Genomic DNA, 13,301 nt, shown 5'->3' on the forward strand with positions numbered 1-13,301 from the left:
GGAGGCGTATAAGCATGCGTAAGAGTACGGAGAAGCTTATGAAGGTAACGATTTTGTGTTCCGGTTTCGGATTGGGCTTTTATACCCCTGGCTTGCTGCTGCAAGCAGGTCTTCGCAGGCTGGGCATGGATACGGCGATCCATGTATTTGAAAATGTACTGCCAGAATCGGCCCGTCTCAAGGTCGACAAAAGTCGGAAAGCTTACCATGACAATTTTGCGGTGGCCTTAATGTCGCAAAAGGTTCCGCAGGATATGCGTCATTCACTGGACCCCGCAGCGATGGAAGTACTGCTGAACCAATGGATAGAAGAGGATCGGCGGTATTTTATATGCTTATCCGGTCATTGGATGTATGTACTGGAGGAGTATCGCAGGCGCAGAGAGCCGGAGTCGGTGTATGTGGACATCGTGTATATGGATTCGACACCTTCTCCTTCCTGGAAAAATCTAGCCAAGCATCATCCGCATTTTGCTGATGGCTGTGGAGAAACGACCCTGTTTGAAAATGATAAAAATAGAGTCAGCCACTATATTGACATCCCAGCAGTGGAGCATATCCCTTTTGAAGCACGGCAATCCCGCTTATTCGTACATGGCGGCGGTTGGGGGATGGGCACCTACCGTGAGAAGGTTGGACGGTTGGCAGAAGCGGGCTGGGAACTGGATCTGCTGCTGTATGATCAGGATCAGCCAGATGAACAGCGGGACAGTATACGCTATTTTCGGATGGACCCGCAATGGAGAACATGGCAACGAAATGAAGCCGGGGAGCATACATTTCCACCTTTCGGAGAGGTGAAAATGGGTGAGGAAACGGTGTATCAGGTCGGACCGGATTACCATTGCATGCTGGACCGAGTATGTCATGCCCAGGCCATTGTCAGCAAGCCCGGTGGCGGTAGCCTGACCGATTCGTTCGCTACAGCTACTCCGTTGATTATGCTGGAGCCGTTTGGTGTGCATGAGAAGCATAATGCGGATCTATGGGAACGTCTGGGGTTAGGCATGCGCTACGAGACGTGGATTGGAACCTATGGCGCCAGTGCTCAGATTCTGGAGGAAATGCATCGGAGGATCGTAGAGCTGCGCAGTCGGACGCCGCGTTATATAGAGTCCTATGTGAAGAGCATTCAAGTGCCATCAGGAATGGAGCAGGGATCATGAACGCGGCCGCGGCTGCGCAAGAACCTGCAATGCCAGATATTCGCTTTGGGATCATTGGCTGTTCTGCCATTGCCCCTCGTGCGTTGCTGGAACCGATCCGACATGTTGCAGGAGCACGCGTGACCGCGCTTGCGAACCGTACGGTTGCCAAGGCGGAAGAAATGGCAGAGCGTTATGGAGTCAATGTCGTTTATGGTCATGCTGAGGATATGTTAAAAGACCCGGACATCGACGCTGTATATATTGCGCTCAGCAACGATTTACATGCTGAGTGGATTGGCAGAGCCTTACAAGCTCATAAGCACGTGCTGGTGGAAAAACCGTTATGCCTGCAGACGGCTGATCTGGCTCCCTTGGCAGCTATCGTCGAACAGAGCAACGCTTACCTGCTGGAGGGAGTCATGGTACAGCATCATCCTTGGCAGCGTGAGCTGCGCAGAATTGTAGAATCGGGTCGTTATGGTCGCTTATGCTCCATAGAGACGAGTCTGTGTATTCCGGCAAAAGAAGGTCATGCGGACAATTACCGATCCCGATCGGAGCAAGGCGGGGGCTGCTTTTGGGATCTGGGTGTGTACTGGCTCCAATTGCTTCAGGCCGTCGTTGGATTGGAGCAGGCGGAATTCCACAGTCAATCGGATTTCGATGGCCCCCATGGCTGTGACTGGACATTTCGTGCACAAGCCCGTTACCCAAGCGGACTAGAGGCATCTGCCCTCTTCTCATTTGAGCGACCTTATCGCTGTGCTCATGTACTGACCTTTGATTCGGCAGTAGTCACCTTAAAGGATTGCTTTCGGGCGAATTTAGGCTTTTATAAAATGACACTCAAGACGGAAATAAAGAAGGATATCGCGGTGAATATAACAGATACGGCAGCACAGTCCTTGTTATCACAGACATCCTCGCATAGCAAAACGGTTTTTGAGCCCATGAACTATTATGTCAATCAGTTGGATGCCTTCTGCAGCATCATCCGGGGTGAAACGGAGCCCATTCCATTTCATGAGGCTGCTGAACGCGTCAGACTGCTGGCAGCTATTCATCAAGCAGCACGCTCAGGCGAGGCGATCTATGCCATATGAGTATGATTGTGGTTTTCAATCGGTGAAATTCGAGTAATACCAAATACAGAGTATCCAAGCAAAGAAAGGAGGGATTCGGCAGATGGATCAAAAGGATCAAGTCTTACTGGAGCGATTCGGCGAGCATCCGACACCCTTTTATTATTATGATGGGGACGCGCTGCATGCTCACGTCAGCTCGTTGCTGGCTCGGTTACATCCGGCCGTGCGTGTACATTACGCGCTCAAGGCTAATGGTAACGTAGCCTTGGCTGGGTTGCTACGCTCGTTAGGTTGCGGTGTGGAGATTGCCTCGGCTGGAGAAATGTTCGTCGCCATGGAGGCCGGGTATGCTGCGGAGGATGTGCTGTACGCTGGGCCGGGGAAAACAGTAGCCGAGCTGCGCGAGGCGATAGCCTGTGGGATCGGCTGCATCCATGTTGAATCGGTGAGAGAGCTACGTCTACTGGAGGACATTGCTGCCCAAACAGGTGTGTTTGTCAGAGCTGCGGTTCGAATCAATCCCGATAATGACCTGTCGGGAGCAACGATTAAAATGGGCGGTGTTCCGCGCCCTTTTGGCGTCGATGAAGGGCAGCTGGATCACTTTTTTAAGGTGCTGGAAGATTGCCCGCACGTATATTTTCAAGGCATTCAAGTGTATACAGGTACGCAAATGCTGAAAGCGGATCAGATTTTAGCTTCATTTGCAAATACCTTGCAGTTGGCAGAACGGGTGCAGAATCAGTATGGTGTGGCGATGCATACGGTCAATTTGGGCGGTGGGTTTGGTGTACCTTATTTTGCTCATGAACAGCCGCTCGATATGGATCATGTCATTGACGGACTCAATGCACTCGCGGAACAGACTCGATCCAGTATGCCCGGGGTTAGGCTGATCATTGAAAGCGGCAGGTATTTGGTCGCTCAATCAGGCATGTATGTCTGCCGGGCGTTGTATACCAAGGAATCCAAGGGAGAGAAGTTTGTCGTGGCTGATGGCGGCATGAATCACTACGTCTCAGCTACCTTTCGGGGACGCCGCTTAAGGGACAATTACCCGGTGCGAATTATGCGCAGACAAGTGGGAGAAGAGGTTTCCACGGCGCTGGAGACGGTAAGCATTGTCGGTCCGCTTTGTACACCCGAGGATTGTATTGTGAAAAAAGCGGAGCTGCCCCCGATTCGCGAAGGCGATTATATTGCTTTTCCGAACGCAGGAGCCTATGGATTAAGCTACAGCCCATTATATTTTTTGGGACATGCTACTCCAGCGGAACTGCTCGATTATCGCGGGGAAGTGCATGTCATTCGTGAACACGGTGATCGCACGGACCTGCTGCACCATCAGCGTATGATTGCGTTGCCTGAGGATGTGATGTAAGTATGTAAAAACGCCAAAGTCATAGGAGCCGATATCCATCGGACCTGTGATTTGGCGTTTTTTACATTTTCAGCATTGTAGTATTGACTTAACGTGATTGGGAGCTGCGTATTTCCTGACGGACAAGCTGCCATACCATAAAGATCAGCACAAGGGCTTGTGGGACAAATGTTTCCCAAGTTGGATACATTCCCAACCAGCTAATAGAAGGAAGCGAGGACGCAGTGTGTCCCGGCAGCTTGCCTGCCACCTGAAGGGAATGAATACTTTCGCCCAGAAATCGGAATACGAGATAGTAGATCAGTATAGTGGCGGTCAGGAAAAAGGCGCGAATTGGCAACCTTACACTGAACTTGATGATCGCTAAAGCAAGGACGACCAGTATAACCGTTGCCGAGCCAATACCGATCAGCAATTGCGAGGTTTCAATGGCCGGAGCCATACCGATATAAAAAATAGCTGTCTCGGCCCCTTCACGTAGAATCGCGAGCGCAGAAACCGCAAAGAGCGACCATAGGCTGCCCCGTGCTAGCGCATTGCCCACGCTGTTTTCCACAAAGCGGTTCCACGCAGCAGCATTGGATTTGCTATGCAGCCAGTTACCGACCGTTAGCATCAGCACAACAGCCACCAGCCCGGTGACACCTTCCAACAGCTCACGCATGCTGCCCGATGCAGCAGCTGCCACCAGCGAGGTGAACAGCACCGCCAGTATTCCGCTTAGCACCAGTCCTGTACCAGCTCCTGCCCATATCCATCGTCCAGCCACGGCTTCGCCGCTTTTCTTGACATACGCGAGCAGAGCTGCGAGCACGAGAATGGCCTCCAGACCCTCGCGCAGCAAAATCAGTGCGGCGTCCCATGCAGTATAAGAACGTTCCTCGGTCAACGGACGGAGCCTGTCCAGCATCTGATCAAGAGTCTGCAAGGCTTTATCCGTATTCGGTGGGGAAGACAGCAGATATCCAGAAGTCTCGGTCATTTGATTTTCAATCGCAGTGTAAGACGCCGGATCGGAAATTTGTACATGTCCTTCGACAGAAGGCCATATAGCGATAAACTGACCTACCTTGTCTGCGGCCTGCTCTGGCTGATTAGCTACAACATCTTGGCGTGCGGATTCGAGCAGGGTGACTGCATCGCCGAGGGAAGCTGTTGAACCATTCGCTGCTCCGGCAGCGGCATTGCCTGCATCTGCCCCTTGATCTGTGTTCACAAGTTTGCCCTGACTATAATCAGACAGCAGCGTCGTTAACTCCTGCATTTCCTTGAGAGCCTGTGCTTGACGTATGGGCTCTGCTTGCATAGAGATGCGAATGAGGCTGATTTTCGTTTCAAGTGAACTGTATACCGAAAAATGATCCAGACGAATCGGTGTCTCTACCTGATACCAGGCTTTAACGATTCGGTCGTAATCCACCCGCGCAGCAGCCCAATCGCCTTTTTGCATGGCAGCCAGACTGCCCTTCGCCATAGGAAGCAGTTTTTCCGCTGCTTTAGCTCCGGCGGGAGCCGGTTGATCTCCTTCGGCAGCAGTCACGAACTCATTGACCGAGCGCGCCAGCACGGATAACGCAGCTTTCGCTGAATCCCCGCCGCCACGGGCAAGCGCCTCTTCCGCATCGGTCAGAGCTTGATCTACAGCCGCGATGTGAGCTGAATCCCCGCCATTTGCTTTGGCGGCTTCCCATAAACCACGGAATTCCTTTAGGTCCTTGGAGGCTTCCGTCCATTGGTCTTGTCCCGCCTCCACCAGTGCTCCGCCGACCACTGGCATCAGCTGATCATTAGATTCAGCTTTAGCATTTGATTGTGCGAAAGCAGCGGACCTGGAGCCGGATATGAAGGGAGTTACTGTCAGCAGCAGAGCCGCCACCAGCACAAACACCCACCCCAAGCTTTTATTGCGCCGATTCATATAAATCCCCTTCCTTGCCTGCTGCTAAAATAACGTATCCCCGATGTAGCCGCCTTGCGACACACCTGGGAAGCAGGCGAACACCGCGCTGCCTTTGTGTACAATGTATTCGTTCAGCTTGTCATTACGTGCAAGCTTCTCCTGAATGTGAACGAACTGCTTGAACAGATCACGCTGGTAGCTGATGAACAGCAGTCCGGCATCGAGCTGTCCTGTTTGTTTGTCTAATCCGCTTGAATAGGAATAAGATCTCCGCAAAATATTAATGCTCCCGTTCCCATGAGCCAATGCCACATGAGAGGTAGGGGGCGTAAGCGGCTTGCCTTCAGGGCTTGTAGCCGCCAGATCCAGCTTGTCAAACTCTTTGCTTTTGCCCAGTGGGGCACCGCTGCTGCGATGGCGTCCAAAGGTATCCTCCTGGTCACCTAATGTTGAACGATCCCACACCTCTACTCGCATACGAATACGGCGTACAGCCATATAGCTGCCGTCGCCCATCCATGCTGGTCCGTCATTGGTCTGTGTCCACACCAGCCGATTCATCTCGTCTGCCTTGGACGTGTCCGGGTTTCCCGTGCCATCTTTGAAGCCGAGCAAATTGCGCGGTGTGCTGCCCGCAGGATCAGCTTGTGCCGTCCGCTGGAAACCTTCCTGCGTCCAACGGAGTACCGCCGTTCCTCTGGCGATACGCGCCAAATTACGCAGGGCATGGAAAGCTACCTGCAAGTCATTGGCACATACCTGCACTCCGATATCACCGCCGCACCATTGCTCATCCAGGGCGTCTCCCTGAAAACGAGGCAACTCACGGAACCCGGCAGGCTTGAGCCCTGCCAGGCCATACCGTCCATCAAAAAAGGAGGGGCCCACCCCAAAAGTGATCGTCGTCCGGGACGGAGATAATCCCGCTGCCTCGCCCGTATCGGAAGGAGGGAGGTTGATATTTTCATTATCGGTGCCAAGCAGCACACCAGAAGTCATTGTAGCACTTGCTTCCGTCCAGGCCTTGAAGAGATTCCGCACCTGTTCCTTGTCGGGGGTTGTTAGATCGAAAGCGGCGAAACAGATAAAATCTTGTGCCGGAGTTACAATTCCCGCCTGATGTTTGCCGTAAAAAGGAACTACATCTTTGGTATCTGCCTCCGTCAACATGCTTTCGAGGCGTTGACTGGCTGACAGCACAGCGCCCACGCCACCGCCGCCAAGCAGTAGACCTAATCCGCCTACCCCGGCCAGCTTCAATAGATCACGGCGTGATACGGATTTACCTTTTCCTGATCGCTCATCATCCGCTGGCTGAGCATCCTTTTCTGTCAGATCAGACTGTTCATTACGGGATTCCGCATACTGCGACTTTTCTTGTCCTTTTTGCCGCTTAAAGCCTTTCATATCATTACACTCCTAACAATTTCCCCATTTGGGACAACGGTTCTGCCAAAGCATCAAGGTTCTGGCTTAGCTTTTTAATTTCTTCCGGTTTCAGTTTGGTATACGATACATAGCCTTCGCCGTCTTTGAAAGGAGCCAGCTCCTGCTGTAAGGCTGTAAAGCGCTCACCAATTTGTTTTTCCAACGCCGCGTCTTTTTGGTTCAGATCTGTTTTCAAAATGTCATAAATCTTTTGAGCACCTTCTACATTGGCCGCAAAGTCGTACAAGTCTGTGTGAGAATAACGCTCTTCTTCACCCGTTACCTTCGAGGTAGATACTTCATTCAGCAACTCGACTGCACCTGTTACCATCAAGCTGGCATCAATGTTAACTGTTTCTACTTTGGCACGCAGCAGTTTGGCATCACTCAGCAGGCGGTCGGAAAACTCGTCCAATCCTTTGGTGGTGTTTTCTTCCCATAATGTTTTCTCAATACGGTGAAATCCGCGCCAATCCGCTGCATCCACATCACCGTCACGAGCGTCAATATTCGGGTCCAGATCGCCTAGTGCTTCCGCAATCGGTTCAATTCGTTCATAGTACATACGCGCTGGAGCATACAAAGCCTTGGCTTTATCCAGCTCGCCAGCTTTGACTGCGTTCGTGAATTCTTCCGTCTTTTTTACAAACGTATCACATTGCTCGGTTGCATAGGTACGGTAAGCCGCAACCGCTTGATCAAAATTGGGAGCAGTCGCCGCAGGAGTCGTGGTCTGTGTTGTTGCTCCTGTATCTTTGGATGTTGCAGCGGGCTGCTGATCCGCAGTTCCGGCTTGTCCGCAACCTGCAAACAGAATAGAAGAGACTAGCACTCCGGCCGGTACGGCATAACGTAGTTTCATAATCAATGAACACCCTTTCTGGCCAAACTGGCCTTGAACCATAGTCTGTAGCGCGATCTCTATAACGAATTATCATTTTTGATAATGATTATCAGTCGCATTTTTTCTTATCATAAGGCTGGCCTATATGCCTGTCAATACATATTTTAGACACAAAGTTCAACTCGTCATTAAAGCTACAAGTAAGGTGCCTATGCCCATTTTTATCCGCACATTGAACCATACCTGAGCACATGACATAAAATGTGTTGACTGTATCCCTTAACCTTGTTACACCACACAAAACCCGAGCAAGGAGGGGTGAAATTGACGAAGGGTAACGACCAGAAAAACAAGTTTTTGTTAACTCACCGTGAACGTGAAGTATTTGAACTGCTCGTGCAGGACAAAACAACGCGTGACATCGCCGGACAACTATTTATTAGTGAGAAGACGGTGCGTAACCATATTTCCAACGTAATGCAGAAACTGAACGTAAAAGGTCGTTCACAGGCGGTCGTAGAATTAATCAGGCTTGGCGAATTAAAAATCTGACCTCTCGTTCCTTGCGGGGTACAAAGTCTTCTCGATGATCCTTCAACAATGAAGGGTGGTCGGGAAGGCTTTTGTTTTGATCATGCTGAGGATATGATGAAAAAAACGATTAAACCGCTGAAATATGTGGGAATTTGTGTATAAGTGGTGTACTATATAGATAAGGAAGAAAATACCATGCGTTTTCCAATAAGTTATATGAATAATTGAGGTGGAAGCTGTACCACAAAGTTGTATTTAGATAGAAATGCATCTGGTGATAGTCTAAGAATGAAATACAAATTAGCATGACGACAGGATGGAAGTTGAATCGGGTTTTTGCTTAGGACTACCTGTGGTATATTCTTGATCGGAGGTGAACGATAAGACATATGACACCCAACCAACACTCAATGACTTACACGCTGAACAGCGGTATAAAGGGAACAGTCGACCTATCCAGTAAACAGGTGCAGGAATGGATTAAAGCATATCGAATTGGCAGTAAATTTGTAACAGTTGTGGGCAAACAATATTTTGGTTTAAACCCTGAGTTGGTAGCAGATTTCAAGGTACATAATGAATACTCGGAGCAGAGAGAACACATATCCATGATACAGCCTGTAATGGAACGTAAAGCTGTAGATCTGGACCCACTGGTAGAAGCGTATAGTCAGTATAAAACATTAATTCAGGTAGAATGTAAATGTGGTGCTTCCTACATAGAAGAATCACCTCATAAGAGAACCAAGTGGTCATGCAAGGAATGCAACAATATTGTGTTCCTGGATCGTAAAAAGGGCATGGTGGATACGAATACAGGCAAGGCCTGGTACATGACCAACAAATACTATGTAGAAAGACAAAGCAACTGACAGATTGTCAGTTGCTTTTCTAACAGACTCGCACGCGTCTTTATATGCTTTTCACCATATATTAAATCCATACTTGGAAATGCTACTATATCTTTTGCCAAATAATAAAATTGATGTTTTGTACGCTTTGTAGTACATTATCAAGTGTATTATAAGGAGGCTTCTCATGTACGGACATAGACAAGATGATACTTTATACATCATGACTTACACATTAAATAGTGGTATCAAGGGCACGGTGCCTTTGTCTAATCAACAGATACAGGAATGGCTTGAGTGTTACAGAATCGGCAAGAAATTTGTAACCGAGATTGGCAAAGAGTACTTTGGACTGCATGCGGAACTGGTGGCTGACTTTAAAGTGCACAATCAGTATTCAAGCTATCAGGAGGTCATTATCCCGATTCAACAGCCGGATACTGGCTTAAGAGAGCTGTCTCAAGCTTACAAATCAACAGAAACCTTAATTAAAGTAGATTGCAAATGTGGTACATCGTATGTAACAGAATCCCCCTTCAAGCGGACCAAGTGGTACTGCACCAAATGCCGGGAGATTGTTTTTCTCGACAACAAAAAGGGAATGGTTGATACTTCTAGAGGCAAGGCTCATTATATGACCAATAAGTATTTTGTGGAACGGGAAACAACTGGCGTATAAGCCGGTTGTTTTTTTGTTCATAAGGTTTGTATACGTTCTGATTTTTTAAAACCGATTGCGCTACAGTGAAAAAGGGGAAAGATAAACCTTAAAATAAACGATAGTCAGGTGGTGAACGTCATCCGGGAAAATCGTACGAATGGTGCAAGAAACCGCATCAGCACGAACAATGTGTACATAAACGAAACGCTTCATTTGGAACAAATCATAAGTGACCTGCGTGTGATGGGCTATGTTGCCTTTCATCATCAGCCGCAAATTGCAGGTGAGCCTTATGAGCTGGATGAGTTAAAAAAGCAATTACTGTTGTTTTTTCAACAGCACCATGTATTGTGGATTGAGCTTGATCCGCTAACGCAATATGTGGTGGTGAATAACATGGGGAAGGCCACCGTGCTGAAACTCATTGGCCGGAAAATAAATCCGCTACGTGATCGGAGAGCGAACGCTGCTTTGGCGGGGCAGCCACTGCATGAGTTGGATCGGGAGATAGAACGACTAAATCGGCTGGTTCACCTGTTGCGCTACACTCGTTTTCCTTAAGCGACGGCATTAACGAAAAAAAGCATTCACGAGCATGCGTAATCACATGCTGTGAATGCTTTTTGGTATGTTATTTTTTACCGCATAAGATGAGTAAATCTACGGTGACATACGGTAAATCTATTTCCTGCATTCGCTGCCAGTCTGCTTCCGTAGCTCCCCACGATAAGGGAGTCATATGGAGCAAAGGCTCCACAAGGTCGGCATTTAGCATAAAGCGATAGGTTACTCGTTCGGCGGATAGAAGATTAAAGCTATCTTTAAACCGGCTTAATATATTGTCATTTGAATAAGTTGGCTTTTTCTGTTCATACAAGCATCTCAATTCCTGAAGATAATATGGTTCGGGAATGACCTTTAGAATGCAGCCATCCTCCGAAAGAATCCTTTTAAATTCAGCATAATTGGAAGGGGATAAAATATTGAGTATACCGTCAAATTGTTGATTTGCAAATGGGCAATGAGCGAGATCAGCAACACACCAGAGGGCATGAGGATATGCTTTGGCTGCGGCCACAATACCTTCTTTAGACAGGTCCATACCTACGCTTGTAAGCTCGGTGATTCCCTTCCAGGTAAGCTTATCCTGAATGTGGCTCGAAGGGGAACCTTCCCCGCAACCTGCATCCAGCAAGTACATATGTGATTTTTGATCGTACAGGGGTTTCATAAACTTCATCATCGTGCAGCTTATGGCTTCATTTAAAGGATCAAAAAATCCGCTATTGCACATCATTCTTCTGGAGTTAAATAGTTGTTTATCATATTTGGTTTTATGGGATCGGGCGGATAAATGTAAATACCCGTGTTTTGAAAGATCATAGCAATGCTGATTCGTACATAGGAAGCTTTTACCTTCCACTATACGCATGGGTTGAGAACATACAGGACAACTAAAAAGATGTTGATGCTTCCTGATAAGGCTAGCCTTCATCTCGTGTTTATTCCATTTGGACATAGAAAAGCACCTCGTTCATTCGTATTGGGTGAATGAAAAAAGGCACAGCCAAATAAACCCAACCCATTTTTTGAAAAAATGATTGAGTTTTCATGAACTGTACCTCACATTACCGTAAACGAATGAACTGAATAATCATGTTGTGCAGCACTCCTCTAAAAAAATAGAAAGGGCTTTCGCCCTCTCTATTGTAACTTAGCCATTAGAAGTTGTCATATGCTTACACAGATTTCAAAAACTCCACAATCGTCAGCAGACCCTTGTCGAAATTCTCCAAATTAAAATGTTCGTTTGGTGCATGCAGGTTTTCATCTGGCAAGCCGAAGCCCATCAATACAACTGGAGCACTCAGCACACGGGAGAAGGTTTCCACGATCGGAATGGAGCCTCCATCCTTGGTAAAGAGGGCACGTACACCGTATACCTTCTCAAAGGCATCCGCTGCTGCTTGTAAGAACGCATGTGACGGGTCGATGTTAAAGGCGTTCGCTTTCTCACCTTGTTGAATATCCAGGGTAGCTCCTGCTTGAACGTGTGCGCGTAAATGGCGCTCGATTTTGTCCAGAATATCTTGCGGATTCTGATTAGCTACCAAGCGGCAAGTGATCTTAGCGTGAGCTTCCTTCGGAATGACCGTTTTCGTACCTTCACCCTGGAAGCCGCCATATACGCCGTTCAGCTCCAGTGTAGGACGAGCCCCAACACGCTCGACGAAGCTAAACCCTTCTTCGCCATAGAGCGAATCAAGTGCAAGATCTTGTTGCAGCTTGCTCTCATTGAAGCCTTGCTTCGCAAATTCTTCTCTCATCTCTGCCGATAATGGAGCAACATCGTTGTAAAATCCTTCGACGCTAACGCGGCCTTTGTCATCATGCAGGGTTGCCAACAGGGACACCAAAGCATGCAGGGCATTCGGCACGCCGCCACCGAAGGAGCCGGAATGAAGATCCGTGTTCGCCGTGTGAATGGCGACTTCCAGTGAGCACAGTCCGCGCAAACCTGTGCAAATCGCAGGCTTCCCTTTTTCGATCAGAGAGGTGTCAGACACCAGTACAGCATCAGCTGCTAGGCGTTCAGCGCCGGTGTGCAAAAACTCAAGCAGGTTCGGACTGGACACTTCTTCCTCGCCTTCAATGCAAAACTTGATGTTCAGCGGCAATTTGCCTTCCTGCTTCAAAATGGCCTCAACCGCCTTAATGTGCAAGAAAACTTGCCCCTTATCGTCTGTCGCTCCGCGCGCATACAATTTTCCATCGCGAATGGATGGCTCAAACGGTGGCGTTTCCCACAGGTGAAGCGGGTCCACAGGTTGCACATCATAGTGTCCATACACAAGGATGGTTGGTTTGCCAGGTGCATGCAAATGGTCTGCGTACACTAACGGATGGCCTTTGGTTGGAATAATTTCAACGTTTTCCAAGCCTGCAGCAGTCAGTTTGGCCGCCAGCCATTCGGCTGCTTGATTAATGTCTTTTTTGTGCTCCGATAATGCGGAGATACTCGGAATGGACAGCCATTCCTGTAGTTCGCCCAGTTGTTGTTCTCTGGCTTTTTCAAAATATTCAGTATAACTCATAAACTATGTATCCTCCTTTTAAATGTAAATCGTGTTTATATTGCGCTATCCTCCGAACCGAGGTTGTGGACGATATGTCTAGTTTACTACGTTTTATGCTGAACGAAAAATAGGGAGAAAAAAAAACGATTCTGCCCGGGTCTGTACAGACCTGAGTAGAATCGCCTTTCATCATGAATAGGATGTACTTATGCTCGGATGTCCAGATGACCCCCAAGATGCGGTTGTACGCTTTTTTCCATCATCTGTACCAAAGCCTGTCCTTGTTCACTGGCCTGATCCTTAGCCATACCCAATACCTTCACACTTACGGCTTGAGCCAAGCTGGCCTGACTCATACCTGTGGATAATGCTGCGATATCCATGTTCCATCC

General features: G+C 48.4%; 13 protein-coding genes and 1 pseudogene. 7 read left to right on the forward strand and 7 right to left on the reverse strand.

Annotation, left to right across the window (positions count from 1 at the left end; translation table 11 throughout):
* The first annotated feature begins 14 nt into the window (after positions 1–14).
* From G7035_RS14020 to G7035_RS14030, 3 genes are all read left to right on the forward strand, one after another.
* A complete protein-coding gene (locus G7035_RS14020) occupies positions 15–1,166 on the forward strand; it encodes a hypothetical protein (protein ID WP_019688465.1) in 1,152 nt (383 codons plus the stop codon).
* The gene (locus tag G7035_RS14025) at positions 1,163–2,251 is read left to right on the forward strand and encodes a Gfo/Idh/MocA family protein (protein WP_019688464.1); all 1,089 of its coding nucleotides are present in this window, start codon (positions 1,163–1,165) and stop codon (positions 2,249–2,251) included. Before G7035_RS14020 ends, G7035_RS14025 begins: the two co-directional genes overlap by 4 nt.
* An 82-nt stretch (positions 2,252–2,333) precedes the next feature.
* Positions 2,334–3,614, forward strand: a complete 1,281-nt coding sequence (locus G7035_RS14030; protein WP_019688463.1) for a type III PLP-dependent enzyme — start codon at positions 2,334–2,336, stop codon at positions 3,612–3,614.
* 88 nt (positions 3,615–3,702) lie between these two features.
* Here the strand turns inward: G7035_RS14030 and G7035_RS14035 are convergent, their stop codons facing one another.
* Genes G7035_RS14035 through efeO form a run of 3 tightly spaced genes read right to left on the reverse strand, consistent with a single transcriptional unit; the run spans position 3,703 to position 7,804 of the window.
* Entirely contained in the window at positions 3,703–5,532 is a 1,830-nt protein-coding gene (locus G7035_RS14035) for an FTR1 family iron permease (RefSeq protein ID WP_019688462.1), read from the reverse strand.
* A 24-nt stretch (positions 5,533–5,556) separates the two neighbouring features.
* Entirely contained in the window at positions 5,557–6,921 is a 1,365-nt protein-coding gene (efeB, locus tag G7035_RS14040) for an iron uptake transporter deferrochelatase/peroxidase subunit (protein ID WP_019688461.1), read from the reverse strand.
* A 4-nt stretch (positions 6,922–6,925) separates the two neighbouring features.
* Entirely contained in the window at positions 6,926–7,804 is an 879-nt protein-coding gene (gene efeO / locus G7035_RS14045; RefSeq protein WP_016818509.1) for an iron uptake system protein EfeO, read from the reverse strand.
* Between the two features lie 306 nt (positions 7,805–8,110).
* Here efeO and G7035_RS14050 point away from each other — a divergent pair, with 306 nt between their 5' ends.
* The 4 genes from G7035_RS14050 (at position 8,111) to G7035_RS14065 (ending at position 10,393) form a co-directional block, all read left to right on the forward strand.
* The gene (locus G7035_RS14050; RefSeq protein WP_013372773.1) at positions 8,111–8,338 is read left to right on the forward strand and encodes a helix-turn-helix domain-containing protein; all 228 of its coding nucleotides are present in this window, start codon (positions 8,111–8,113) and stop codon (positions 8,336–8,338) included.
* A gap of 371 nt (positions 8,339–8,709) precedes the next feature.
* Positions 8,710–9,192, forward strand: a complete 483-nt coding sequence (locus tag G7035_RS14055; RefSeq protein WP_016818510.1) for a hypothetical protein — start codon at positions 8,710–8,712, stop codon at positions 9,190–9,192.
* A gap of 166 nt (positions 9,193–9,358) precedes the next feature.
* Entirely contained in the window at positions 9,359–9,850 is a 492-nt protein-coding gene (locus G7035_RS14060; RefSeq protein WP_013372771.1) for a hypothetical protein, read from the forward strand.
* Positions 9,851–9,958: 108 nt separating this feature from the next.
* A complete protein-coding gene (locus tag G7035_RS14065) occupies positions 9,959–10,393 on the forward strand; it encodes a hypothetical protein (RefSeq protein WP_016818511.1) in 435 nt (144 codons plus the stop codon).
* A 70-nt stretch (positions 10,394–10,463) separates the two neighbouring features.
* Here G7035_RS14065 and G7035_RS14070 read toward each other — a convergent pair whose 3' ends face one another.
* The 4 genes and pseudogenes from G7035_RS14070 to G7035_RS14080 form a co-directional block, all read right to left on the reverse strand.
* The gene (locus G7035_RS14070; RefSeq protein WP_230877781.1) at positions 10,464–11,075 is read right to left on the reverse strand and encodes a methyltransferase domain-containing protein; all 612 of its coding nucleotides are present in this window, start codon (positions 11,073–11,075) and stop codon (positions 10,464–10,466) included.
* 156 nt (positions 11,076–11,231) lie between these two features.
* A pseudogene (locus G7035_RS27825) lies at positions 11,232–11,351 on the reverse strand (rRNA (guanine-N1)-methyltransferase); the annotation flags it as partial.
* 220 nt (positions 11,352–11,571) lie between these two features.
* On the reverse strand, positions 11,572–12,927 hold the full coding sequence (locus G7035_RS14075) for a dipeptidase (protein ID WP_017427362.1): 1,356 nt from the start codon (positions 12,925–12,927) through the stop codon (positions 11,572–11,574).
* A gap of 188 nt (positions 12,928–13,115) precedes the next feature.
* Positions 13,116–13,292: a YjfB family protein gene (locus G7035_RS14080; protein WP_016818514.1), complete on the reverse strand. Its 177-nt coding sequence runs from the start codon at positions 13,290–13,292 to the stop codon at positions 13,116–13,118.
* Positions 13,293–13,301: the final 9 nt, after the last annotated feature.

The sequence above is a fragment of the Paenibacillus polymyxa genome (assembly GCF_015710975.1).
GTDB lineage: Bacteria > Bacillota > Bacilli > Paenibacillales > Paenibacillaceae > Paenibacillus > Paenibacillus polymyxa.